At 64.2% G+C, this 24,461-nt stretch carries 26 protein-coding genes; 14 read left to right on the top strand and 12 right to left on the bottom strand.

From position 1 onward, the window contains the following. Nucleotides 1-72 precede the first annotated feature (72 nt). From rph to hemW, 3 genes are read left to right on the top strand one after another with little or no spacing between them, the layout of a single operon-like run. On the top strand, nt 73-786 hold the full coding sequence (gene rph / locus BLR51_RS12760; protein WP_089847518.1) for a ribonuclease PH: 714 nt from the start codon (nt 73-75) through the stop codon (nt 784-786). Next, complete coding sequence (gene rdgB, locus BLR51_RS12755) at nt 783-1,394, top strand: RdgB/HAM1 family non-canonical purine NTP pyrophosphatase (protein WP_089847516.1); 612 nt, start codon at nt 783-785, stop codon at nt 1,392-1,394. Before rph ends, rdgB begins: the two co-directional genes overlap by 4 nt. Then, a complete protein-coding gene (gene hemW, locus BLR51_RS12750) occupies nt 1,357-2,544 on the top strand; it encodes a radical SAM family heme chaperone HemW (protein WP_089847514.1) in 1,188 nt (395 codons plus the stop codon). The genes rdgB and hemW overlap by 38 nt, the downstream gene beginning before the upstream one ends. Here the strand turns inward: hemW and BLR51_RS12745 are convergent. The 6 genes from BLR51_RS12745 to rho are packed head-to-tail and all read right to left on the bottom strand — an operon-like array spanning nt 2,541 to nt 9,374. Further along, nucleotides 2,541-3,440: a ParB/RepB/Spo0J family partition protein gene (locus BLR51_RS12745; RefSeq protein WP_089847804.1), complete on the bottom strand. Its 900-nt coding sequence runs from the start codon at nt 3,438-3,440 to the stop codon at nt 2,541-2,543. The genes hemW and BLR51_RS12745 overlap by 4 nt on opposite strands. 50 nt (nt 3,441-3,490) lie before the next feature. Beyond that, nucleotides 3,491-4,300 (bottom strand): ParA family protein, encoded by an 810-nt coding sequence (locus BLR51_RS12740; RefSeq protein WP_089847512.1) that lies wholly within the window; start codon nt 4,298-4,300, stop codon nt 3,491-3,493. Next, a complete protein-coding gene (gene rsmG, locus BLR51_RS12735; protein WP_089847510.1) occupies nt 4,293-4,910 on the bottom strand; it encodes a 16S rRNA (guanine(527)-N(7))-methyltransferase RsmG in 618 nt (205 codons plus the stop codon). Before rsmG ends, BLR51_RS12740 begins: the two co-directional genes overlap by 8 nt. Then, nucleotides 4,907-6,775 (bottom strand): tRNA uridine-5-carboxymethylaminomethyl(34) synthesis enzyme MnmG, encoded by a 1,869-nt coding sequence (mnmG, locus tag BLR51_RS12730; RefSeq protein ID WP_089847508.1) that lies wholly within the window; start codon nt 6,773-6,775, stop codon nt 4,907-4,909. The genes rsmG and mnmG overlap by 4 nt, the downstream gene beginning before the upstream one ends. Before the next feature lie 21 nt (nt 6,776-6,796). Beyond that, nucleotides 6,797-8,080, bottom strand: coding sequence for a tRNA uridine-5-carboxymethylaminomethyl(34) synthesis GTPase MnmE (gene mnmE / locus BLR51_RS12725; protein ID WP_089847506.1), 1,284 nt, complete (start codon nt 8,078-8,080; stop codon nt 6,797-6,799). Nucleotides 8,081-8,099: 19 nt separating this feature from the next. Further along, nucleotides 8,100-9,374 carry a transcription termination factor Rho gene (gene rho, locus BLR51_RS12720; RefSeq protein ID WP_089847504.1) on the bottom strand — a complete coding sequence of 425 codons (1,275 nt, stop codon included), beginning with the start codon at nt 9,372-9,374 and terminating at the stop codon, nt 8,100-8,102. Between the two features lie 522 nt (nt 9,375-9,896). Between rho and BLR51_RS12715 the strand changes: the two genes are divergently transcribed. Genes BLR51_RS12715 through dnaQ form a run of 4 tightly spaced genes read left to right on the top strand, consistent with a single transcriptional unit; the run spans nt 9,897 to nt 12,598 of the window. Beyond that, nucleotides 9,897-10,496 (top strand): Maf family protein, encoded by a 600-nt coding sequence (locus tag BLR51_RS12715; RefSeq protein ID WP_089847502.1) that lies wholly within the window; start codon nt 9,897-9,899, stop codon nt 10,494-10,496. Beyond that, nucleotides 10,493-11,326 (top strand): shikimate dehydrogenase, encoded by an 834-nt coding sequence (locus BLR51_RS12710; protein WP_089847500.1) that lies wholly within the window; start codon nt 10,493-10,495, stop codon nt 11,324-11,326. The genes BLR51_RS12715 and BLR51_RS12710 overlap by 4 nt, the downstream gene beginning before the upstream one ends. Beyond that, nucleotides 11,323-11,925 (top strand): dephospho-CoA kinase, encoded by a 603-nt coding sequence (coaE, locus tag BLR51_RS12705; RefSeq protein WP_089847498.1) that lies wholly within the window; start codon nt 11,323-11,325, stop codon nt 11,923-11,925. The genes BLR51_RS12710 and coaE overlap by 4 nt, the downstream gene beginning before the upstream one ends. Next, nucleotides 11,906-12,598 carry a DNA polymerase III subunit epsilon gene (gene dnaQ / locus BLR51_RS12700; protein ID WP_089847494.1) on the top strand — a complete coding sequence of 231 codons (693 nt, stop codon included), beginning with the start codon at nt 11,906-11,908 and terminating at the stop codon, nt 12,596-12,598. Before coaE ends, dnaQ begins: the two co-directional genes overlap by 20 nt. A gap of 7 nt (nt 12,599-12,605) precedes the next feature. On the opposite strand, the gene secB is transcribed toward dnaQ, so the two are convergent. Both secB and BLR51_RS12690 read right to left on the bottom strand, forming a co-directional pair. Further along, a complete protein-coding gene (secB, locus tag BLR51_RS12695) occupies nt 12,606-13,124 on the bottom strand; it encodes a protein-export chaperone SecB (RefSeq protein ID WP_089847492.1) in 519 nt (172 codons plus the stop codon). Between the two features lie 56 nt (nt 13,125-13,180). Next, entirely contained in the window at nt 13,181-13,690 is a 510-nt protein-coding gene (locus BLR51_RS12690) for an FxsA family protein (RefSeq protein WP_089847491.1), read from the bottom strand. Between the two features lie 109 nt (nt 13,691-13,799). Here BLR51_RS12690 and BLR51_RS12685 point away from each other — a divergent pair, with 109 nt between their 5' ends. The 3 genes from BLR51_RS12685 to BLR51_RS12675 are packed head-to-tail and all read left to right on the top strand — an operon-like array spanning nt 13,800 to nt 16,098. After that, a complete protein-coding gene (locus BLR51_RS12685) occupies nt 13,800-14,459 on the top strand; it encodes a Tim44/TimA family putative adaptor protein (RefSeq protein WP_089847489.1) in 660 nt (219 codons plus the stop codon). Then, nucleotides 14,456-15,499: a murein transglycosylase A gene (gene mltA, locus BLR51_RS12680; RefSeq protein WP_089847487.1), complete on the top strand. Its 1,044-nt coding sequence runs from the start codon at nt 14,456-14,458 to the stop codon at nt 15,497-15,499. Before BLR51_RS12685 ends, mltA begins: the two co-directional genes overlap by 4 nt. Further along, complete coding sequence (locus BLR51_RS12675; protein WP_089847485.1) at nt 15,496-16,098, top strand: Smr/MutS family protein; 603 nt, start codon at nt 15,496-15,498, stop codon at nt 16,096-16,098. Before mltA ends, BLR51_RS12675 begins: the two co-directional genes overlap by 4 nt. 3 nt (nt 16,099-16,101) lie before the next feature. Here BLR51_RS12675 and idi read toward each other — a convergent pair whose 3' ends face one another. Then, a complete protein-coding gene (gene idi, locus BLR51_RS12670) occupies nt 16,102-16,617 on the bottom strand; it encodes an isopentenyl-diphosphate Delta-isomerase (RefSeq protein ID WP_089847483.1) in 516 nt (171 codons plus the stop codon). A gap of 146 nt (nt 16,618-16,763) precedes the next feature. On the opposite strand from idi, the gene BLR51_RS12665 reads away from it, so the two are divergent. Then, nucleotides 16,764-17,186 (top strand): c-type cytochrome, encoded by a 423-nt coding sequence (locus BLR51_RS12665; RefSeq protein ID WP_089847481.1) that lies wholly within the window; start codon nt 16,764-16,766, stop codon nt 17,184-17,186. A gap of 39 nt (nt 17,187-17,225) precedes the next feature. On the opposite strand, the gene BLR51_RS12660 is transcribed toward BLR51_RS12665, so the two are convergent. Next, entirely contained in the window at nt 17,226-18,341 is a 1,116-nt protein-coding gene (locus tag BLR51_RS12660; protein ID WP_089847479.1) for a polysaccharide biosynthesis/export family protein, read from the bottom strand. A gap of 243 nt (nt 18,342-18,584) precedes the next feature. Between BLR51_RS12660 and BLR51_RS12655 the strand changes: the two genes are divergently transcribed. Beyond that, on the top strand, nt 18,585-19,196 hold the full coding sequence (locus BLR51_RS12655) for a sugar transferase (protein WP_089847802.1): 612 nt from the start codon (nt 18,585-18,587) through the stop codon (nt 19,194-19,196). 7 nt (nt 19,197-19,203) lie between these two features. Here BLR51_RS12655 and BLR51_RS12650 read toward each other — a convergent pair whose 3' ends face one another. Both BLR51_RS12650 and BLR51_RS12645 read right to left on the bottom strand, forming a co-directional pair. Continuing rightward, the gene (locus tag BLR51_RS12650) at nt 19,204-19,878 is read right to left on the bottom strand and encodes a YjbF family lipoprotein (RefSeq protein ID WP_089847476.1); all 675 of its coding nucleotides are present in this window, start codon (nt 19,876-19,878) and stop codon (nt 19,204-19,206) included. After that, entirely contained in the window at nt 19,875-22,010 is a 2,136-nt protein-coding gene (locus BLR51_RS12645; RefSeq protein WP_089847474.1) for a YjbH domain-containing protein, read from the bottom strand. Before BLR51_RS12645 ends, BLR51_RS12650 begins: the two co-directional genes overlap by 4 nt. 207 nt (nt 22,011-22,217) lie before the next feature. Between BLR51_RS12645 and BLR51_RS12640 the strand changes: the two genes are divergently transcribed. Next, entirely contained in the window at nt 22,218-23,048 is an 831-nt protein-coding gene (locus BLR51_RS12640; RefSeq protein WP_089847472.1) for a flagellar motor protein MotB, read from the top strand. A 104-nt stretch (nt 23,049-23,152) separates the two neighbouring features. Then, nucleotides 23,153-24,451 carry a flagellar hook protein FlgE gene (locus tag BLR51_RS12635; protein WP_089847470.1) on the top strand — a complete coding sequence of 433 codons (1,299 nt, stop codon included), beginning with the start codon at nt 23,153-23,155 and terminating at the stop codon, nt 24,449-24,451. The last annotated feature ends 10 nt before the right edge of the window (nt 24,452-24,461 follow it).

Genomic DNA, 24,461 nt, shown 5'->3' with positions numbered 1-24,461 from the left:
CTCCCCGTCAATCGGGGTTGCGGGACAGGCACGGCCCGACTATCCCGGATGCGACCGAGAAAAGAGGCACCCATGCGACCTTCTGGACGAGATTTAAGCGAAATGCGCGCCGTTTCAATTGAAACGAACGTGACGAAACACGCCGAAGGCTCCTGCCTGATCAAGATCGGCGACACCCATGTGCTGTGCACCGCCTCGCTGGAGGACCGGGTGCCGCCCTTCATCAAGGGATCCGGCCTTGGCTGGGTGACGGCGGAATACGGCATGCTGCCGCGCTCCACCGGGTCGCGGATGCGGCGCGAGGCCACCACCGGCAAGCAGGGCGGACGCACCGTCGAAATCCAGCGCCTGATCGGGCGGTCCCTGCGCGCCGGTGTCGACCGCGTGGCACTTGGCGAACGCCAGATCACCGTGGACTGTGACGTGCTGCAGGCCGATGGCGGCACCCGCTGCGCCTCGATCACCGGCGGCTGGGTCGCGCTGCGGCTGGCCGTGAACAAGCTGATGAAAACCGGTGCCATCGTGACGGATCCGCTGATCACGCCGGTCGCCGCCGTCAGCTGCGGGCTTTATGCCGGGCAGGCGGTGCTGGATCTGGACTATGCTGAAGACAGCGAAGCGGGCGTGGATGGCAATTTCATCCTGCGCGGCGATGGCCGCCTGATCGAAGTGCAGATGTCTGCCGAAGGCGCCACCTTCGACCGCAAGCAGATGGACCAGCTGATGGATCTGGCCGAAGCCGGTGTGGCGCAGCTGGTCGCAGCCCAGAAAGCGGCGGTGGCATGACCCGGAAATTCACCGGATCCACGCTGCTGGTCGCCACCCATAACGCGGGCAAACTGGAGGAGATCACCGATCTCCTCCAGCCCTACGGGATCGAGGTGGTGGGCGCCAAGCAGATGAACCTGCCCGAGCCCGAAGAAACCGGCACCACCTTTGTGGAAAATGCCCGGCTGAAGGCCCATGCCGCTGCGCAGGCGACCGGCCTGCCCGCCTTGTCCGATGACAGCGGCATCGCCATCGACGCGCTGGATGGCGCGCCGGGGGTCTATACCGCCGACTGGGCCGAGACCGGATCCGGCCGGGATTTTGTCATGGCGATGCAGAAGGCCCATCAGGCGCTGCTGGACAGCGGCGCGGCGGAACCGTGGACCGCGCGTTTCTGCTGCACGCTGGTGCTGGCATGGCCCGATGGCCATGACGAGGTGTTCCCCGGCGTGATGGAGGGCCGCGTGGTCTGGCCGATGCGCGGCGATCAGGGCCATGGCTATGACCCGATCTTCCAGCCCGATGGCCATGACGTGACCTTCGCCGAGATGGAGCGTTTCGCCAAGAACCGCATCAGCCATCGCGCCGATGCGTTCACCAAGCTCGTGCAGGGCTGTTTTGCCTGAGACCTGGCGCGAAGGGGGCTTTGGCCTATACGTGCACTGGCCGTTCTGCGAGGCCAAATGCCCCTATTGCGACTTCAATTCCCATGTGGTGCGCCACGTGGATCAAAGCCGTTGGGCGGCCGCTCTGGCCGCCGAGATCCGCCGCTATGGTCAGATGACCGACGGGCGGCTGCTGAATTCCATCTATTTTGGTGGCGGCACGCCCTCTCTCATGACCCCGGACACCGTGCGCAGCGTGCTCGACGCCGCGCGGGAGCACTGGACATGGGCCAATGACATCGAAATCACGCTGGAGGCCAATCCCCGCTCTGTCGAGGCGCGCAAGTTCGAAGGCTTTCGCGAAGCGGGCGTGAACCGGGTTTCCATGGGCATCCAGTCGCTGCGCGCCGATGATCTGCGCAAGCTGGGCCGCCTGCATGATGTCGACGAGGCGCGTGCGGCGCTTGGCGTGGCGCGATCGGTCTTTGACCGGGTGAATTTTGACCTGATCTATGCCCGCGAAGGCCAGTCCCTGCCCGACTGGACGCAGGAACTGCACGAGGCGCTGGAGATGGCGGGTGACCACCTGTCGCTCTATCAGCTGACCATCGAAGAAGGCACGGTGTTTTGGGAACGCGCGCAGCGCGGCCAGCTGAAGCGGCTTCCGGACGAGGATCTGGCCGCCGACATGTTCCTTGCCACGCAGGAGATCACCGCCGCTGCGGGTTTTCCCGCCTATGAAGTGTCGAACCACGCCGCCGCAGGCGCACAGTCGCGGCACAATCTGGTTTACTGGCGCGGCGGCGATTACGTGGGTGTGGGCCCCGGCGCCCATGGTCGCGTCACGCTGGGAGGGATCCGTCACGCGACAGAGGCGTGGAAGATGCCCGGCGCATGGATCGAACGGGCCGAGGCGGGCACCGGCGACCAGCAAGTCACGCCACTGGCTGCGGATGAAATCCTGACGGAATTTGTCATGATGGGGCTTCGCCTGACCGAAGGCCTGTCCCTGTCCCGCGCCGCCGAAATTGCCCCCGGCTTTCCCGAGCCGCGCAGCCTGACGGATCTGCGCGATCTGGGGCTGGTCTGGACCGAAGATGACCGCATCGGCACCAGCCTGCAGGGCAGACTGGTGCTGAACGCGGTGATCGCCAAGCTGCTGGCAGACTAGCGCGCGGCGCTCAGGATCGCACAGAGACGGTCAAGATCATCGAAATTGTCATAGCTGATCATCAGCTTGCCGCTTTCGCCGCCGGGCTGGTTCTGGATGCTGACCTTCATCCCCAGTGCGGCGGACAGATCCCCCTCCAGCGCGCGGGTGTCGGCATCTTTCTGCGGCGCAGCATCAGCCGCGGCGCGACGGGAGGTTTTTGCCGCACCGGGCCGCGCCATCTGCTCGGCCTGCCGCACCGACAGCTTGCGGCGCACGATCTCCTTCGCCAGTTCCTCTGGCTGTTCAGAGGTGATCAGGGTTCGCGCATGACCTGCCGTCAGCTGCCCTTCAACGACCATGGTCTGCACCGTTTCCGGAAGATTCAGCAGACGCAGCAGGTTGGCGATATGGCTGCGGCTTTTGCCAAGCGCTTCGGCGATCTTTTCCTGCGTATGGCCAAAGCGGAACATCAGCTGCTTGTAACCCGCCGCCTCTTCGATGGCGTTCAGATCGGCGCGCTGGATGTTTTCGATGATCGCGACTTCAAGAACCTCGATGTCGTCAAAATCGCGGATCAGCGCCGGCACTTCGTGCAGCTTCGCCATCTGCGCGGCGCGCCAGCGACGTTCACCCGCGACAATCTCGTATTCGCCTTCCGCATTGGGGCGCGGACGCACGATGATCGGCTGGATGATGCCCTTGGTACGGATCGATTCCGCAAGTTCGTCCAGCTGATCCTGGGTAAAGGTCCGCCGGGGCTGATCCTTGTTCGGGAACAGCTTTTCGATGGGGATCAACCGATCCGGATTGCGGGAAGAGGCGGAGGGATCCGCCGCAGGACGCACCTCGACATCGGACATCAACGCGGACAGGCCCCGGCCAAGCCCTCGGCGCGGTTCGCGTCTTTCCGCCATCTCTGCCCCCTTTTCGGTGTTCTCATGGTCTGTCATGCTCGTTTCTTGCCTTACGCCGCCAGTTTGGCGTTCTTTTTCAGGAGTTCTTCAGCAAGGGCGCGATAGGCTGCGGCGCCCTTGGACGTGGTGTCATAGGTCAGCACCGGCACGGAATAGGACGGCGCCTCGCTGACCCGGACATTGCGCGGAATGACGGTTGTGAACACCAGATCGCCCAGATTGGCGCGTGCGTCATCTTCCACCTGCCGCGACAGGTTGTTGCGGGCATCAAACATCGTCAGCACCACACCTTCGATCCGCAGATCAGGATTGGCGGACTGACGCACCTCGCGGATCGTCAGCATCAGTTGCGACAGGCCTTCCAGCGCAAAAAATTCGCTCTGCAGCGGCACCAGAACCGAATGCGCGGCGACCATGGCGTTTACAGTCAGCAGATTCAGCGACGGCGGACAGTCGATCAGCACAAAATCATAGCTGAACTGCGCCATATCTGGCTGCCGCAGGGCCGCCCGCAACAGGCTGCTGCGCCGTTCATTGGCAACAAGTTCGATATCCGCCGAGCTAAGATCAACCGTAGCCGGGATCAGGAACAGCCCCTCGGTCCCGGTCTGAAGGATCATGTCGCTGAGCGGCGCCTGTTCCAGCAGCAGCTCGTAAGAGGTGTAATCGCGGTCTTCCGGCTCCACCCCCAGCCCCGTCGAGGAATTGCCCTGAGGGTCAAGATCCACCACCAGAACCTTCAACCCTCGCTCCGCCAGCGCCGCGCCAAGGTTGATGGTTGTGGTGGTTTTGCCCACCCCGCCCTTCTGGTTGGCAATCGCGACAATCTTGGGCCCACCGGGCCGGACGGCATCAGACATGGTGCACTGCTCCGATCTTCAGAACGACCGCATCGGCATCGGTAAGGCTGCCCTGCGTGATCAAGTCAAACTGCCACATTTCCCGCGCCGCCGCGATTTCTTTTTGCCAGGTTGCGCCCTTCTGAAACAGCGCAATGCCCTCTATTGCAAGGTGACGCGAGGCGAACTCCAGCAGTTTTGGCAGCGGAGCAAGCGCCCGCGCGCTTAGAACCCGGGCATTGAGAGGCTCCAGAGATTCGATCCGCTCTGTCCGGACATCCGCCGTCACCCCGGTTTCCCGCAGCACGGTGCGAAGGAATGTCGCCTTACGCTGATCGCTTTCCACCAGCGTCACCCGCAGCTGCGGCGCCTTTTCAGCAGCAAGGATGGCCACGACCAGTCCCGGGAAGCCACCGCCGGATCCCAGATCTGCCCAATGGTTCACACCGTCATCTGCCAGCTTAAAAATCTGCGCGGAGTCTAGAATGTGCCGGGTCCAGAGCGTATCAAGCGTTGCAGGCGCCACGAGATTGATGCGTGGGTTCCACTTCAGTAGCGTTGCCGCATAGCTTTCCAGCCGCGTCAATGTTTCACGTGAAACATCTTCCAGACCGGTGACAGGCAAACTCATGCGCTCTCGCGCCGTTCCGCGCGGCGCAGCCGAACCAGAAGCAGCGAAAGCGCTGACGGCGTCATGCCATCCACCTTCCCTGCCTGCGCAAGCGTCGAAGGCCGCGCGCGCGTCAGTTTCTGCTTGAGCTCCGTTGAAAGGCCTTCCATGGCAAGAAAGTCAAAATCCGCAGGAATAGCCAAGGTCTCATCCCGGCGCAGCGCCTCGACATCCCGCTTCTGCCGTTCGATGTAATTCGCGTAAATCGCGTCTTTACCAAGCTGATCGGTTGTGTCCGCGTCAAGTTCCGCAAGCTCAGGGAATTTAGGCGCAAGAGCGTCGAGTGTGATTTCCGGATAAGACAGCAACTGAAAAATCGTCCGCCGCACGCCATCCGCATTCATCTGCAGACCCAGCTCGTTCAGCTCCCGCGGCGTAAGCGCCAGAGATTCCAGAAGATCTTTCCCCTTCTGCAGACGCTCCATCTTGTCGGCAAACGCTGCACGCCGCCGCTCTGACATCGCGCCAAGCTGAATTGCCAGCGGGGACAGCCGCTGATCAGCGTTGTCCGCGCGCAACGAGAGCCTGAATTCGGCACGGGACGTGAACATGCGATAGGGTTCGGTCACGCCGCGCGAGGTCAGGTCATCCACCATGACGCCGATATAGCTGTCAGATCGGCTGAACTGCACCGGATCCTGTGACAAAGCCTCTGCCGCGGCATTCAGGCCAGCCACAAGCCCCTGCGCTGCTGCCTCTTCGTAGCCAGTGGTGCCGTTGATCTGTCCGGCAAGGAACAAGCCCTGCGTATTTTTTACTGCAAGACGAAGATCCAGCGCGCGCGGATCGACAAAGTCATATTCGATGGCGTAACCAGGCTGAAGGATTTCCGCCTTTTCCAGCCCGCGCATGGAGCGGACATAAGCCTCCTGCACGTCGACCGGCAGGGAGGTTGAGATCCCGTTTGGATAGACGGTAAAATCGTCCAGTCCTTCGGGTTCCAGAAAGACCTGATGCGACGTCTTGTCGGCAAAACGGACAATCTTGTCTTCGATCGAGGGGCAGTATCGCGGGCCAATCCCTTCGATATGGCCGCCATACATGGCAGAGCGTCCAAGATTTTCGCGAATGATGTCATGGGTTTGCGTATTCGTGTGGGTGATCCCGCAGGACACCTGACGCGCGACCGGGGCCTTGGACAGGAAAGAAAACATCGTCGGCACGTCATCGCCCGGCTGCGATTCCAGCTCATCCCAGGCGATTGTGCGCCCATCCAGGCGGGGCGGCGTGCCGGTCTTCAGACGACCCAGCGGCAGCGCAAGATCATCCAGACGCTGCGCAAGGCGGACCGACGGCGTGTCCCCCATCCGGCCCCCGGGCCGCGACACGTCGCCAATATGAATGACTCCGCGCAGGAACGTGCCCGTGGTCAGCACCACGGCGCGCGCGGTCACCTGCGCCCCATCCTGCAGCATGACCCCCGCGATCCGATCGCCGGACATCACAAAATCAACAACTTCGCCTTCAAGCACCTCGAGCTGCGGCGTGGTGGTCATTTCCGCAAGCATGGCCTGATGATACAGCTTGCGATCTGCCTGCGCCCGCGGCCCCTGCACGGCAGGGCCTTTGCGGCGGTTCAGAAGGCGGAACTGGATGCCAGCGGCATCGGCAACACGGCCCATGACGCCATCCATGGCGTCAATCTCACGCACCAGATGGCCCTTCCCCAAGCCGCCAATGGCCGGGTTGCAGGACATGACGCCAATTCCGGAGCGTTTCAACGTAACCAGCGCCGTGCGCGCACCCATCCGGGCCGCGGCAGCAGCAGCTTCGGTGCCAGCATGGCCGCCACCGACAACAATCACGTCGAAGTCGAGTTGTTTCACGTGAAACACTCCTTGGTTATCTCATTTGCCCAGGCAAAAGCTTGCGAAGATATGGTCCAGCAGGTTTTCGACGTCCACACGGCCAATCAGAGCCTCAAGCCGTCGAATCGCAACGCGAACCTCTTCAGATGCGACATCATACCGTTCGGGCCCAAGGTCAAGCAAGCGCAGCGCCGCATCCAGACAGTCCCGCCCTTCCAGAAACGCAACCCTGTGCCGTTCCCGTGTTGCAAGACTGCTGCGCTGGACCCGCTCGGACAGAGTCGTGCCCAGATCCGTCAGAAGCTGTTCGATGCCCTGCCCGGTCAGGCTGGAAATCGCCTGCGGATCCCCCGACAGATCCGCCTTGGACTGTCGGATCAGATCCCCCGGTCGCACTTCAAGCTCTGGCTCGTCACCCTCGGCCAACAGGAAAACGCGCAGATCCGCCGTGTCCGCCCGGTCGCGCGCCCGGGCGATGCCAAGCCGTTCCACCGGATCCTCCGCCTCGCGCAGGCCAGCGGTATCCAGCAGCGTCACCGGAAGCCCCGCGATTTCCATACGCACCTCGATCACATCGCGCGTCGTTCCCGCATGTTCCGAAGTAATGGCGGCGTCGCGTCCGGCCAGCGCATTCAGCAGGCTGGACTTGCCGACATTCGGCCGACCGACGATAGCCACCTCGAACCCCGAACGGATCCGTTCCGCGGCGGACATGCCGGACAGCTGACGGTCCAGATCCGCCCGCACCCGCAGCAAGCCCGCGCGCACGTCGTCAGAAACGTCGACAGGCACTTCTTCATCGGCAAAATCAATGGTGACTTCCAGCAGCGAGGCTGCCGCGATCAGCTCTGCGCGCCAGTCTTCGACCATGCGGCCCAAGGCACCGGAAAACACGGTCATGGCCAGAACGCGCTGACTTTCGGTTTCCGCCTCGATCAGATCCGCCAGAGCTTCGACCTGCGTCAGATCGAGCCGGTCATGATCCAGCGCGCGCCGCGTGAATTCGCCCGGATCCGCCATGCGGAACCCCGGCAGATCCGCCAGAACCCGCAGCACCGACCGCAGGATTGCTACGCTGCCATGCAGATGAAACTCGACCACAGGCTCGCCGGTGAAGCTGGCGCCTGAGGCAAAGCACAGCACCAGCGCCTCGTCGAGCACCGCGCCAGAGGGATCCCTCAGCTTGCGCAGCGCGGCGCGCCGGGGGGCTGGAATGTCTCCCGCCAGGGCTTCCGCGGCAGAAAAGGCGTCGGGGCCCGACACACGGACCACCGCCACCCCTGCTTTGCCGTTCGCCGTGGCGAGAGCGAAGATCGTGTCCATCTTCGCCTCCGCGGTGATGTCAGCTGTTCATGGATTCGAAGAATTCGGAATTGGTCTTGGTCTGCTTCAGCTTGGAGATCAGGAATTCCACCGCATCCGTCGTGCCCATCGGGTTCAGGATCCGCCGCAGGACGAAGGTTTTCTGCAGATCGATCTTGTCGACCAGCAGTTCCTCTTTCCGTGTGCCGGATTTCAGGATGTCGATGGCCGGGAACACGCGCTTGTCTGCAACCTTGCGGTCCAGCACGATTTCCGAGTTGCCGGTGCCCTTGAATTCTTCAAAGATCACTTCGTCCATGCGGCTGCCGGTGTCGATCAGCGCCGTGGCGATGATGGTGAGGGATCCGCCCTCTTCGATGTTCCGGGCCGCGCCGAAGAACCGCTTCGGACGCTGCAGCGCGTTGGCATCCACACCGCCGGTCAGAACCTTGCCGGAGGACGGAACAACCGTGTTGAACGCCCTACCAAGTCTGGTGATCGAGTCGAGAAGGATCACAACATCTCGTTTATGTTCCACCAGCCGCTTGGCTTTTTCAATGACCATCTCGGACACGGCAACGTGGCGGGTGGCGGGTTCGTCAAAGGTCGAAGACACCACCTCGCCCTTTACGGACCGCTGCATGTCGGTCACTTCCTCGGGCCGCTCGTCGATCAGCAGCACGATCAGATAGCACTCGGGGTGGTTCTTTTCGATGGAATTGGCGATGTTCTGCAGCAGCACGGTCTTGCCGGTGCGCGGCGGCGCCACGATCAGCGACCGCTGGCCCTTGCCGATCGGCGCCACCAGATCGATGATCCGGGCGGATCTGTCGCGAATGGTGGGATCCTCGATCTCCATCTTCAGCCGCTCATCGGGATAAAGCGGCGTCAGGTTGTCGAAGGCGATCTTGTGCCGGGCTTTTTCAGGGTCTTCGAAGTTGATCGCGGTCACGTCGATCAGCGCGAAATACCGCTCTTCGCCATCGGGGGCACGGATCTCTCCCTCGATGGTGTCGCCGGTGCGCAGCGAATATTTGCGGATCATGTCGGGCGACACATAGATGTCGTCGGGACCGGGCAGATAGTTCGCCTCGGGGGAGCGCAGGAAGCCGAACCCGTCCTGAAGCACTTCGAGAACGCCATCCCCGAAAATCTGCCAGTCCTCATCCGCGCGTTCGCGGAGGATCTGAAACATCATCTCGCCCTTGCGCATGGTCGAGGCGTTTTCGATCTCCAGCTCTTCGGCCATGGCCAGAAGATCCTTCGGGCTCTTGGCCTTGAGATCAGCAAGGTTGAGACGTTCCGTGGTGGTCATGGAATCCTCCCGGCCATGTCGGGCCGTCGTGTCTATCGTCATACGGGAAAGTTTTGTCCGGACGGACGCTGGATGTCGTAGCGGGTGCCGGGCGGGGAGTCAATCGTGCCGGAGGGATCCCCCGGGCCAGTCTGTTTAACGAAAAATAAAAGAAAGAAAGTTTAGATAGATGTGTGAGATGGGGCGAAGGGATCCGGTGGATCAAATGTTTCGCCGGATCCTGTCCACGCTCTCGGATCTTGTGTGACTCTCTGTGGAAAACCAGCGCATAGGCTGGGACGGGTTGTGGAATCCATCCGGATTCCAGTCGCTTGCGCCCGACGGATCCGTCATGGAATAACTCTGACAAAACCTGTGGCCGGAAATCTTATCCACAAGCAGAAGTTTTCCCCGCCCACAGCCGGAGGACTCGGCCCGAATCGAAGAAAAACAGGGGTTTTATGCCCATGCTTGAAACCTGAGCGGTTTTTCCCCAGAACATTCCCCTGACATGGCCGCAGAGCTGCAAACAGAGTTATCCACATGAATCCGCACCTTATCCTAGCCTCCGGCTCGCAAATCCGGGCCGATCTGCTTCGGGCGGCGGGCGTTCCCTTCACCGTGACGATTCCCCGAGTCGATGAGTCGTCGATCCGCGCCGCGCTGGAGGCCGAGGGCGCCTCGCCCCGCGACATGGCCGATGCGCTGGCGGAATACAAAGCGCGCCGCGTCTCGGACCGGCAGCCCGGGGCCTTCGTGCTGGGCTGCGATCAAATCCTGACCTGCGACGGGGTCATCTATGCCAAGCCGGAAAGCCCCGAGGACGCGCGCGCGCAGCTTCTGCGGCTGCGTGGGCAACGGCATCAGCTTCTGTCTGCGGCGGTGATCTATCAGGACGGGGAACCGGTCTGGCGCCATGTCGGCGTCGCGCGGCTGCTGATGCGCGAGTTTTCCGACGCGTATCTGGACGACTATCTTGCCCGCAACTGGGACAGCCTGCGTCACGCGGTGGGGGGCTACAAGCTGGAGGAAGAAGGCGTCCGGCTGTTTTCCCGGATCGAGGGCGATCATTTCACCATTCTGGGCCTGCCGCTGCTCGAGCTGCTTGCCTTTTTCAACCTCCGGGGGATCATAGCCGCATGAGTATGGACAAAATTCCGCTTGCCGGGGTGATCGGCTCCCCGGTGGCGCATTCGCGGTCGCCGCGCCTGCATGGCCACTGGCTGCGCAAATATGGGCTGCCGGGGCATTACATTCCCATGGATGTGCCCGCCGACCGGCTGGAAGAAACGCTGCGGCTTTTGCCGCAGATCGGGTTTGTCGGCGTCAACATCACCATTCCCCACAAGGAACGGGTGATGGAGATTGCCGATCTGGTCTCTGACCGGGCGACGCTGATCGGAGCGGCGAACACGCTGATCTTTCGCCGGGATGGCAAGATTCACGCCGACAACACCGATGGCTTTGGTTTTATCGAAAATCTGCGCCAGTCCGCGCCCAACTGGCAGCCCGAGTCCGGTCCTGCGGTGGTGTTTGGCGCGGGTGGTGCGGCGCGGGCCGTCGTCGCCTCGCTGCTGGAGGTGGGGGTGCCTGAAATCCGTCTGACCAACCGCACGCGGCTGCGGGCGGAAACGCTGCGCGAGGATTTTGGCAACCGGATCAAGGTGGTGGACTGGGTGCAGGCGGGCAACGCAGTCGAAGGCGCGGCCACGGTGGTCAATTCGACCTCGCTCGGCATGACTGGCAAGGCCGAACTGCGCGTGCCGCTGGATGGTCTGTCGCGGCGGGCGCTGGTGACGGATCTGGTCTATACCCCGCTGCAGACGCGGCTTCTGCGCGTTGCGGCAGAGATGGGCTGCACCTGTGTCGACGGGCTGGGCATGCTGCTGCATCAGGCGGTGCCCGGGTTCGAACGCTGGTTCGGCCAGCGCCCCGAGGTGGACGAGGCGCTGCGGGCTGTCGTGCTGGAATGAGGTTCCGTCTGGGACTGACCGGCTCTATCGGCATGGGAAAGTCGCAGACAGCGGCATTCTTTGCAGAGGCGGGCTGCCCGGTCTGGGATGCGGATGCCGCCGTGCACCGGCTTTACGAGCCCGGAGGCGCCGCCGTTGCCCCGATGGCCGAACTTTTCCCACAGGCGGTTGTGGACGGATCCGTCGCGCGGCAGGCGCTGCGGCAGGTGATCGCGACGGATTCCACCGCCCTGCCCCGGATCGAGGCGCTGGTGCATCCGCTGGTCCGCGCCGACCGGGACAGCTTTGCCCGCGCCCATCCCGACGCCATCGGTGTCTTCGACATTCCGCTGCTCTTTGAAACCGGCGCCGAGGCAGAGATGGATGCGGTGGCCTGCGTTACCATCCCGCCCGAGGTGCAGCGTGCGCGCGTTCTGGCGCGCGGCACGATGAGCGCAGCCGATCTGGACCGGATCCTTGCCCGCCAGATGCCCAACGAGGACAAATGCGCGCGGGCCGATTTTGTCATCGTGACCGATACGCTGGACCATGCCCGCGAACAGGTTCAGAAGGTGCTTTCCGACATCGAAAGGCAGATGAATGCGCGAGATCGTTCTTGATACCGAAACCACCGGGTTTGAGCCCGAACAGGGCGACCGGATCGTGGAAATCGGCGCTGTCGAACTGTTCAACCATCTGCCGACGGGCCGCACCTATCACCAGTATATCAACCCCGAACGGGGCATGCCGCAGGAGGCGTTTCAGGTTCACGGGCTGGGCGACGATTTCCTGCGCGACAAGCCGGTTTTTGCCCGCATCGTCGACGATTTTCTGGCTTTCCTCGGCACCGACTTCAAGCTGGTGATCCATAACGCGGCGTTTGACGTGAAATTTCTCAACGCCGAACTGCGCTGGTGCAACCGTCCCGCCCTGCCCGCAGGCTGCGCGCTGGACACGCTGGACATCGCGCGGAAGAAATTTCCCGGTTCGCCCGCCTCGCTGGACGCGCTGTGCCGCCGCTTCGGCATCGACAATTCCTCGCGCACGCTGCACGGCGCGCTGCTGGACAGTGAAATTCTGGCGGAAGTTTATCTGGAACTGATCGGCGGCAAACAGCCCGATCTGGTGCTGGCGCCGGTCTCCACGGGCCGCAGCGCCGGCGAGGCGGAAGGCGACTGGCGTCCGACCCGCAGGCCCACACCGCTGCCCCCGCGCCTGACCGAAGACGAAAAGGCGGCTCACGCCGCCTTTGTCGCAAAGCTGGGTCAGTCCGCGCTCTGGACGCGGACCTGATCCGGGCTCAGGCGTCCATCTTGCGCCCGTCTGCGGATTGCGAGGACGTGGCGGCCTGACGGCGCGCGATCTCGTTGCGGTAAAGCGCGACAAAATCGATGGTTTCGAGGTTGAGCGGCGGAAAGCCCCCGTCCCGCGTCACGTCGGAAATGATCCGGCGCACGAAGGGGAACAGCATCCGCGGGCATTCGATCAGCAGGAAGGGGTGCATCTGTTCGGTGGGCACGCCTTCGATGCTGAACACGCCGGCATAGTCCAGTTCCAGAAGGAACAGCATGTCCTGCGTGGCCTTGGATTTCGATTCCACCTTCAGCTTGATGACCACCTCATACTGGTTGTCACCGCTGCGCTTTTTCGCGTCGAGGTTCACCTGAACCTGCACGTCGGGCTGGACGTCGCCGGACACGCCCTTTTGCGCAAGGATGTTTTCGAAGCTCATGTCGCGCACGAACTGCGCCAGCACGCTCATCTTGACGGGGGTGGGCTGGGTTGCTTCGGCTGCGCCGTTTTCAGCGTTTTCGGCCATGGATCAGGCTCCTCTCCGGAAAGTTATCATTGGCATAGCAGCAGCACAGGGGCTTCTCAATGCTTCGTCCAGCCGGATCCGGGGTGATTTGGCCGTTTGGAGGGCGGCACTTCGGTGAAATCACCCTCGATCACCTCGCCTGCGGATTTTGGCGTCTGGGGGCCGCGCGGGCCCGGTCTGGGCTGCGGGCCAGAGGCGCCGCCCATGCTGAACCGCTGCACTTTTACCCGGCGGGCAATCTGTCGCATCACCGCCAGACGGACGCCCGGCACGAGCAGCGCAAAGCCCACGGCATCGGTAAAAAAGCCGGGCGTCAGCAGCAGTGCGCCGGACAGCAGGATCATCGCGCCATGCGCCAGCGGCTGGGTCGGATCCTCCAGCCGGGAAAAGGATCCCTGCAGATTTGCCAGCGCCCGCAGGCCCTGACTGCGCACAAGCCATGTGCCCATGATCGCGGTCACCACCACGACAAACAGCGTCGGCCACAACCCGATCAGCCCGCCCACCTGGATGAACAGCGCGATTTCGATCAGCGGCACGGCGAGAAACGCCAGAAAAAGCCACATGGCTTGCCTCCCTTTCCTTCAGGCCGGGGCGGTAGACTTGCCCGCGCCCAGTGCCTACATAGGAAAGCGATATGAGATTTTCCATGAAGACCCCGTCAATGAGGTGCCGATGACATCGTCTATAGTGCAACTGCTGGTCCTTGCCGGGATCGCGATCTTCCTGATCCTGCGGTTGCGCAGTGTGCTGGGCACGCGGGACGGCTTTGAAAAGCCGCCTGCTCCGGCCCCTGCGACCCGGGACGACGCGCGGCGCGACTTCGAGGTGATCGAGGGTGGCCCGGATCACGACATCGTGGACCATGTCCCCGCCGAAAGCCCCGCCGCCGAGGCGCTTGGCCAGATGAAACGGGCGGAGCCGTCCTTTCATGTGGGCGATTTCCTGTCCGGGGCGCGCGGCGCCTACGAGATGATCCTGATGGCCTTCGAGCGGGGCGAGGTCGAAAGCCTCCGCGACTTCCTGTCGCAGGATGTCTATGACAGCTTCGCCGAGGTGGTGGAGCAGCGCCGCCAGCAGGGCCTGACCATCGAGGCCGAATTTGTCGGCGTGCGCGAGCTGTCGCTGGTGGATGCGACCTTCGACGAAAACGAACGTCTGGCCGAAATCACGGTCAAATATGTGGGCGAGCTGACCTCGGTGGTGAAAAACGCCAATGGCGAGGTGATCGAAGGCAGCCCCACCTCGGTGAAGCGCCAGAAGGATGTCTGGACCTACGCGCGCCGTATGGGCAGCGACGATCCGAACTGGCAGCTGGTCGCGACTGACGCATGACAGGGGGGATCCGTGCAGCGCTGCTGACCGGATTCCTGCTGGCCGGGACCATGAGCGCCGCGCAGACCGACCCCACTTACCGGATTATGGAGTTCAGCGATCTTGACGGCTGGGCGGAGGATGACCATGCCTCCGCCCTGTCGGTGTTTCTGGACACCTGCGGCGATCTTGACGATCCCGACTGGCGCAGCCTTTGCGGGCTGGCGCGTGACGCGGGTGATGCCCGCGCGTTCTTTGAGCTTTTTTTTCGCCCGGTGCTGATTTCTGACGGGGAGGATGCCCTGTTCACCGGCTATTTCGAACCGGAACTGGACGGATCCCTCCGCCCGGATGCCCGCTTTCGCTATCCGCTGTACCGGATGCCGCAGGACGCGCGCGATCTGTCGCCTTGGCTGACCCGGCGCGACATCCTGACCAGCGACGTGATGCAGGGGCGTGGTCTGGAAATCGCGTGGGTCGATGACGCGGTGGAGCTGTTCTTCCTGCAGGTGCAGGGTTCCGGACGGATCCGCCTGCCCGACGGGCGGGTGCTGCGCGTGGGCTATGGCGGCGCCAATGGCCATCCCTACCGCTCCATCGGGCAGGAACTGGTGCGGCGCGGCACGTTTCAGGCGCATCAGGTTTCGGCGCAGGTGATCAAGAACTGGGTCCGCGCCAACCCGTCCGAGGGGCAGGAGCTGCTGCTGAGCAACCCGTCTTACGTGTTCTTCCGTGAGGTCAACGAGGTGCCGCCGCATCGCGGCCCGCTGGGGGCGATGAACCGCTCCATCACCACGCTGCGGACGGTGGCGGTGGATCCGGCCTTTGTGCCGCTGGGGGCGCCGGTCTGGGTCGAAAAGGGAGGGCAGATCCCCCTGCACCGGCTGATGATCGCGCAGGATACCGGATCGGCGATCAAGGGCGCGCAGCGGGCGGACATTTTCTTTGGCACCGGCGATGCCGCCGGTCGCCGCGCGGGCCAGCTGAAGGATCCGGGCCGCATGATGGTTCTGCTGCCGATCCAGCGCGCCTATGCGCTGCTGCCGGATCATGTGCTGTGAGCCGCCGCAGGCTCCGCCCCGAAGAGCTGGAGCTCTGGCATCTTGTCGCGCGCAGCGCGCAGCGGTTGCCGGGGCGCAAACCGGTGGCGGATCCCCCTGCCCCGCCGCTGCCGGCCAAGCCCCGGCCCGCCGCGTCGAAGCCGCCGCAGGCGGATCCCCTGCCTGCATTCGGGCTGGGCGACCGCGCGCCGCCACGCACCGAAACCCATGATTTCTACGCCAGCACGCAGGACCGGCTGGCGGGGGATCCGGTGCGGATGGACGCCAAGGCCTTTACCCGGATGCGGCGCGGCAAGCTTGATCCCGAGGCGCGGCTGGACCTGCACGGGATGACGCTGGATCAGGCGCATGGCGAACTGGCGAGCTTCATTCTGGGCACGCAGATGCGGGGATTCCGGCTGGTACTGGTCATCACCGGCAAGGGCGCGCGGGAGGATCCGCATGATCCGATGCCGCGCCGCCGGGGGGTTCTGAAAACGCAGGTGCCGCAATGGCTGCGCCTGCCGCCGCTGACCCATGCGGTGCTGCAGATCACCGAAGCCCATGGCAAACACGGCGGCAGCGGCGCCTATTACGTCTATCTGCGCCGCCGGAAATAGCGCCTAGCCAAAGATCATCGCGGCGTGACGCGCCAGATAGATCCGCAGCCATGGCGTAAACTCTTCGGGCGTGGCGGCGATCCGCGCGGGCAGATCCGCCAGCGGCAGCCATGCAGTGTCCATCACTTCTGCGGGATCGGGCTGCGGCTCCTGCCCTTCGGGGGCGGTGGCGGTGAAGATGTCGACCACCTCATGTTCGGTCATGCCCTGCCCCACCTCGGCGCGGTATTCGACCTGTCCGCGATGGGTCAGGCTCAGCCCATGCAGGCCCAGTTCCTGCCCCAGACGGCGGGCGGCGCAGGTGGCGGCGGGCTCCTGCCAGTGCGGATGGGTGCAGCAGGCATTCGCCCAAAGCCCCGGCGTGTGGTATTTTCCCAAGGCGCGGCGCTGCAGCAGCGTCTGGCCGCCGCGCTGGACGAACACCGACACGGCCATATGGCGCAGGCCGCGGCGATGCACCTCGATCTTGTCCAGCGGCAGCAGGCTGCCCTTGTCCCATGCGGGAATGAGTTCGGCCATGACCGGACCTCCTTGGGGTGATGCGGGGGGCTGTTTCCCCCGGACGGCAGGCGGGGTCAAGCGGCGCGCTGGCAATAGGTCGCAGCGCGCTTGCTGCCCGGCTTGGTTAGACACGGGGGGTGGAGACGCCATTGGGAGACCCCGAGATGACCGCCAGACTGGCCATAGCCCTGACCACCCTGACCCTTGCCACCGCCGCCCATGCCGAAGGCGACGTGGCCACCGGTCAGAAAACCTTTGAGACGCGCTGCCGCGCCTGCCACATGATCGCCGACCCGGCCGGAGAGGTGATCCAGCGCGGCGGCAGGACCGGCCCGAACCTGTTCGGGGTGGCCGGGCAGCCCGCCGCAGCCGATCCGGATTTCCGCTACAAGGCGTCGCTGCAGGCGGCGGCGGAACAGGGGCTGGTCTGGGACGAGGCCGCCTTCGTGGCCTATGTGCAGGATCCCACCGCCTTTCTGAAGGAATTTACCGGCGATGCGGGCGCACGCTCTGCCATGACCTTCAAGCTGAAGGATGGCGGCGCGGATGTCTTCGCCTATCTGGCTTCGCTGTCGCCGGAAAGCTGAGCCGAGGGTGGGGGCGCAGGTCTGCTGCGCCCCTGTCGGTCAGTTGGAGATGGTGGCGACCTGACGGCTGACGCCGAAGGCATTGCCGATCAGACCAAAGATGGTCTGCGCCCGGGTCACCGGGCTTTCGGTCGCAAGCACGGTATCGCCGGGATTGATCCCAAACTTGCGCGCCGCAAACAGCCCGTCCGCCGAGGTCAGATCGAAGGTGAACACCACCTGCTGCATGTTGGGCGCCCCCGAACCCGACCGCAGATGCCGCACGTCATATTCGCGCAGCACCAGCACGCCCTTGGGATCCGCCCGCTGGTCGGACAGGCCCCCCATCAGCGAGATGGCTTCCAGCGCGGTCAGCCGGTCCTTGGGGAAGTAGATCAGGCTTTCGGTGCCCGAAGCGCCAAGCGCGGTAAAGCTCTTGTCGTCTTCCTCGACGATGATGGTATCGCCGGGATAAAGCAGCGCGTTGTAATCGCTGGATTCCAGCAGCGTTCCGGCAGAGATTTCATAGGTCGTGCCGCCGCGCATCAGCCGAACGCGGGGGTTGCGCAGGCTGCTGCTGATGCCGCCGCCATCCGCGATCAGGCCCAGAATCTTGTAATTGCGTGACGGCATCGGAAAGGCGCCGGGGCTGGACACGCCGCCCACCAGTTCCACCGAATTGCCGCGGCCCTGCGTCAGGCTCAGCTGCACCTGCGCCGAGGGCACGATGGATTCAAGCTTGGCCTGAATGCGCGCCCGCGCGGCGGCAGGGGTCAGTCCGCGGATCTGCACCTCGTTGACATAGGGCACGAAGACCGTGCCATCGCCAGCCACCTCGACCCCGGGCATGGCCGTGGATTTCTGCGTGGGCGTGGTGATCAGCGAGTTTTCCTGACTGTCCCAGATGGTGATGTCGACCTTGTCGCCGGTCTGGATGACGCTTTCGCTGGACCCGGTGGCGGTGCGGGGCCACGCGGTATCATGGCCTTCGCCGGTGCGCGGCCAGCTTGCGATCAGGGGCATGGTGGCGCGGGTGACGGGCATGACCTGAAAGCTGGGAATTTCGGCATCGGCTTCGCGCAGGACTTCGGATTGCAGCGCCGCCCCCCGGGGCAGGCTGCAGGCCGACAGCGCCGTAGCGCCAGCCAGAAGCGCGATCAGGATACGAGACGTCATCAACACGGGGCCTCCCGAAGCAGTCGTTTACCCGTTTGCGGGCTTTCTTGCCGGTCAGGTTCGGTGATAGACAGTTTCTTGGTCCCGGGGAAGTGCATAGGACCGGCACAAGCGGCGGAGCGTCGGAGTTTTGCAACGCAAACGGACGGAATTTGGCCCTGAACCGGCCCGGGTGACCAAGGCTTGCCAGTGTGGCGCCAGCTTGGGCAGGATCCTGCCGATGTGCGCCGCGGAGCCCTGCGCGTGACCCTGTCGAAACGGCTGCTGGATCTGGGGCTGGCGCTGCTGCTGCTGGTGGTTGGGATGCCGCTGCTGCTGGGCCTCGCGGGGCTGATCCTGCTGCGCGACGGGCGCCCGGTGCTGTATCTGTCCGAACGCATGACCACGCCGCAGCGCGGCTTCCTGCTGTGGAAGTTCCGCACGATGCGCCCCGATGGCGCCGATCGCGGTGTGTCGGGGGGCGACAAGGCGGATCGCATCACCCGCACGGGGCATTTCCTGCGCCGCTACCGTCTGGACGAACTGCCGCAGCTCTGGAACATCCTGCGCGGCGATATCAGCTTTGTCGGGCCGCGCCCGCCGCTGCGCCGCTATGTGGAGATGTTTCCGGAGCTTTACGCGCAGGTGCTGCGGCAGCGCCCCGGCGTCACCGGGCTGGCCACGCTGGCCTTTCACCGGACCGAGGAGCGTCTGCTGGCGCCCTGCCGCAATGCCGACCAGACCGAAGCGGTCTATTGCCGCCGCTGCGTGCCCCGCAAGGCGCGGCTGGACCTGATCTATGCCCGGCGGCGCAGCCTGTGTTACGATCTGCGCCTGATCGCGGCCACGGTGATCCGGCGGATCCCTCTGAACTGACGCGCGATTACAGCCGGACGCGGTGCATCGCGACATATCCGGTGGTGGTTCCCAGCCACTGCTTGGAGCCGAGAATTTCACCCTCCGCGCTGACCACGAAGTAATCGACGAAGGGCGGACCGTCCTCTCCGGTGCAGGCCACCACCATTTCGGTGCCGGTGGCATTGATCAGCCCCATGCTGACCGGCACGGTCTGGTCGGGTTCGACGCCGCAGCGATAGGTCAGTTCCTCGGTCACGTCTTCGGCGGTGAGAAAGCGCATGACATACGTGGCGGTGCCGGTCTGCCGTGCGCGGATCAGCGCCAGAACCGCGTCCTCCTCCACCGACATCAGATCGCCGCCCAGACCCCGTGTCGCCACGATATAGCCGTTCCGCAGGGTGAAGGACTGCCGTTCGGTGGTGGCGAAGGTGTCATAGGCGCCGTTCTGCTGGATTTCCACGGCCAGCGCCTGCGATTTGCGGTCCTCGATGGACAGGTAGATCACGGGCCGGTCGGTGGCCTGAAGCGTGGCAAGGATCTGCTGGCCGGTCACTTCGGACGGGGCCGTTTCGCCGCGCTGGAACAGCGTCTGATAGGCGGTTTCCAGAATTCGCGGACGCTGCGGATCGTTGCCGCAGGCGGCCAGAGCGGTCAGCAGGGCGCAGAGCCCGATCCCTTGGCGCAAGCGTGTGCCGGTCATCGCCAGAACCTCCCCCAGGACGCGGCGACATCCGGTTCATGCCCCTCCCGCACCAGTTCGTAAAGCCGGTCAGGCACCGACAGCCGCGCGCCGCCGTCGCGCTGCACCGAGCGGATCGTGACATCGGTGCCCTCGCGCGAGGGGGTTCCAGTGCCGATAGCCAGCGGGATGGTCAGCATGATGCCCTTGTCAAAGGATCCCTCGCCAAAATCATCCGCCGACACGTCGGTCAGCGTGGCGAAGGCGCCGATCTTCCAGCCGTTCACGAATTCCCGGCTGAAGGTCAGCGTGGCGCCGGTATCGCCCGCCAGATAGCGGCCCACATCCAGCTGCCCGTTATAGCCGCCGCCAAAATCGTAATAGGCCGAGACATGGCCGTTCACCTTCGGGAAACTCCGGGTGATGCCGCTGACGGGGTCGGTCGTCTCGTTGCCCTGCAGGCCGAACTGCTGGTCAAAATCGCGGCGTTCGACATAGTTCAGCTCTGCCCCAAGCGCGAGGCGGCTGGAAACCGGCTTCCACAGCACTTCGGCAGAGGCCCCGGCATACATGCTTTCCAGATAGCCCAGCGTCAGGCGGCTGTAGACCTGCGGCGCGGGCCGTCCGTAAAAGCTGAGCGTCAGGGTGCGCAGCGAGGGATCCCCCTCCCGCGCGAAGACGCCGTAATCGGTGCGCACGCGGGGCAGGGCGGATTCGCTCTCGCGGTCGATCTCGTCCAGATTGCCGAAAACGCGCTTTGTCAGCGCGCCGCGCAGCACGATGTTCGGCGTGATCTCCAGCTTGCCGCGCAGGGACGCGCCGATATCCACCCGCAGCGGATCGTCCGGGTCGAAGGTGCTGTAGGACAGCGAGGGGCCAAGCGACCAGGTAAAGCGCGGATGGCTTTGCAGGTCGACGGGGGGGGCGATGCGCTGCGCGTCCGAAAAGCTGGTGCGGGCCAGCATGTCCACCGCCGCGTCCTGTTCCAGCCGTTCCAGATCGCTGCGCCGCATCGTCACCGCCGACAGCGCCATGCCGCGATCCGACGGGATGATGACAAACTCCTCGACCGAGGCGGGCAGGAGCCGGGTCATCACCCGCGCCGTGCGCCCGATGGCCTGCGCCGGGGCGCCGTAGGTGTCGTTGCGGACCCGCAGCGTGGCGCGCGTGGGTTCCAGCCGGAAGCCCTGCAGCTCCAGATTCTCGCGTTCCAGCGCGCGGGCAAGCTGGGCTTCCACGGAGTCGCTGGTGCCGGGCAGGTCGCTGGTCCAGCCCAGATCGGCTGCGCTGCCGGGCGCGCGCGGCTTCACCGGCAGACCGGCGCTTTCGGTGCCGCCGGGCACCCCCAGCGTCTTGGGGTTGATCGGCAGGGTCAGCTGTGCGCCCACGGTGGAGCCATAGGCATAATACAGCGACAGCTGCGTGCCATTGTCGAAGCGGTAATCCAGCCCCAGATTGACCGGCATGCCATGGTCGAAATCGCTGCTGCGCCGTTCCTCCTCATAATCGTCCGAGGAGTATTCCAGCTTGACCGTCAGCCGTTTGTCGGGGGACCAGCTGATCCCGCCAAAGGGCGCGACATCGCCGCGGAACCAGCGGTCGGCGGTGGGCTGGCCGCCAGTGCCTAGAATGGTGTCGGAGCGCGTGCCGACCGAGGTCATCGCGCCATAGCTGCCAAGCCGCCCCCAGCCCAGACCGGCGGTCACCGCCAGCCCCGGCGCCAGAGTCTTGGTCGCCACGAGGTATTCGCCGCTATAGATGCCGGTGCCGATGAAATCCTGCAGCCCGATCACGACCGAAGGCCGCCAGTCGGTTTCGGTGAAGATCTGGAAGCGGATGTCGAAGCTGCGATCATAATAGATCCCGTCCACCGAGGCCGGATGGTCGAAATCCTGAATCCCGGTGTAGCGGAAGGTGCCGCTCAGCCGCGGGGCCAGCTGAAAGCTGAGCGAGCCGCGGTTCGCGCCGCCGACATAGCCATAGGTCAGGGCAAGCGTGCCGTCAGGGGCAGGTTCGGCGGTGGGCATGTCGATCAGGCCCGGCAGGCCATACAGGTTGAAGGCCGGCAGCGTGTCGGCCCATACCGGCGCGGCGAGGCCCGTCAGACCTGCCGTTGCGGCCAGTGCCGCTGTCTTGCCCAGCCACGTCGCCATGTCACCCCCGGATCCCTGTGCCGTGTTGGAACCAGAGCTAGTCCGAAATGCGCCGTCTGTCCATTCACGGGCGGGGCAGGGTGCCGCGCTGTGGGATATTCGGCACGGCTCCGCCACAGGGATCCCCCCACATTTTGAATTGTTAAGCGGGCGGTAAGACCCGTTGCGCTATTCCTGACGCCGGGTGAGTTTGGAAGGGTGGTGGAGATGGGTGCGGACAGCAATGTCGCGCCGGTCATCATCAAAAGGAAAAAGGTCGTTGGCGGCGGGGGGCACCATGGCGGGGCCTGGAAAGTCGCCTATGCCGACTTCGTGACGGCGATGATGGCCTTTTTCATGTTGATGTGGCTGCTGAACGCGACGACGGAAAAACAGCGCAAGGGACTTGCGGATTACTTCAATCCGACGATTGCCGTGGCCCGGATTTCCGGGGGCGGCACTGGCATGCTGGGCGGGGACAACACGTTTTCCGAGATGACGCTGCCGCAGGTCGGCACCGGCGCCACCAGCGAGAGGCCGGCGGAAAGCGATTCCGCACGCGGCACCTTCACGCAGGGCGAGGCGCAGGATGCCGAAGAAGAGGCGCTGCGCGAGCTTGAACAGAAGCTGCTGGGCCGCACCGGCGAAAGCGCGCTGGATGATGGTCTGATGCGGCATATCGTGACCCGGCTGACCGACGAAGGTCTGGTGGTCGAACTCTACGAGACCGCCGAGTCGCGGCTGTTCGACGACAGCGGCAGGCCGACGCCGCTGCTGGAACGGCTGGCTGCGGCGGTGGCACGGGTGGCCGACATGGTCAGCAATCCGGTAGCGGTGGAGGGGCATGTGCGGGCCTATCCCATTGTTCTGGCAAAAAATCCGGCTTGGGATGAATCGGCGCAGCATGCCGGGCATATGCGCGACCTGCTCTGGCGGGAGGGGCTGGACCGCGACCGTGTGGCTCGCGTGACCGCCCATGCCGACCGCGATCCCGCGCATGACAACCCGATGGATCCGCGCAACACCCGGCTGGAGGTGATCTTTCTGCGCGACCGCTGAGGAGGGGGGAATGGCTTGGATTTTAGCTGTTAGCGGCCCATTAAGCTGCCGCGCGTATCTGTTGCCGGGACATCTCGAAACCGCGACAGCAGAAAGGCGTGTCCATGACCATTTCGTCGTCCCTCAACGCGGGCGTTTCAGGGCTTAGCGCAAATGCCAGCCGACTGGCGAGCATTTCCGACAACATCGCCAATGCCTCCACCTATGGCTACCGGCGGGCAGAGACAGAGTTCAATGCGATCGTGATGAACAACACGGGTCGCAGTTTCACTGCGGGCGGGGTGGTGTCGCAGAACCTGCGGCTGGTGGACCAGAAGGGGGCGCTGGCCACGACCAGCAACGCCACCGATCTTGCGGTCAGCGGCAAGGGTCTGCTGCCCGTGGTCGCGGGACCGCAATATGACCGCAACCCCGCCAGTCCGGAGATGCTGCTGACCTCCACCGGCTCGTTCCGCGTCAATGACGAGGGGTATCTGGCCAATGAGGCGGGATATTACCTGATGGGTTGGCCCGCCAACCTTGATGGCAGCATCCCGGCCTTCCCGCGCGATACGGTGGGCGGGCTGGAGCCGATCCAGTTCAATCGCGCTCTTCAGGGGGATCCGACCACCAGCGTCGCGATGACGCTGAACCTGCCCGCCACTGGCACCATGGCGGGGGCCGATGGCGCCTCGGAAAACCTGTCCATCGAGTATTTCGACAATCTTGGCGTGTCGCAGAACATCAGCCTGACCTTCACCCCCACGGTCCCCGCCACCGGCACCTCCAACGAATGGACGCTGGTGATGGAGGATTCGGCCTCTGGCGGAACGGTGGTTGGCGAATACACCCTGACCTTCGACGACAGCCGCACCGGCGGCGGTCGACTGCTCTCCGTGGCGACGGTGACCGGCGGCGCCTATAACGCGGCGACCGGCCTTGCCACGGTCACCGTGGCAGGGGGGCCCATCGAATTCGACCTTGGCGCGGTTGGCGGCACCACCGGCCTGTCGCAGCTTTCCGACAGCTTCACCCCGCTCTCCGTGGTCAAGGACGGATCCCCGGTCAGCAGCATGATCTCGGTCGAGGTCGATGGCAGCGGCTATGTCAGTGCGCTTTATGACAGCGGCATTTCCAAGACGCTGTATCAGGTGCCGCTGGCGGATCTGCCGAACGTGAACGGCATGATCGCGATGGACAACCAGACCTTCAAACCCTCTTCCGACAGCGGCGCCTATTTCCTCTGGGATGCGGGGGATGGTCCCACTGGCGAGATCAAATCCTTCTCGCGGGAGGAATCCGCGACCGATGTGGCGCGCGAACTGACCGACATGATCAAGACGCAGCGCGCCTACACGTCCAATGCCAAGGTCATCCAGACCGTGGACGACATGCTGCAGGAAACCACCAACCTCAAGCGCTGACGCGCTGCAG

This window comes from Salipiger marinus (assembly GCF_900100085.1).
Classification (GTDB): Bacteria; Pseudomonadota; Alphaproteobacteria; order Rhodobacterales; family Rhodobacteraceae; genus Salipiger; species Salipiger marinus.
Note: the sequence above shows the minus strand (reverse complement) of the source record. Positions and strands in the feature narration are given on the sequence as shown.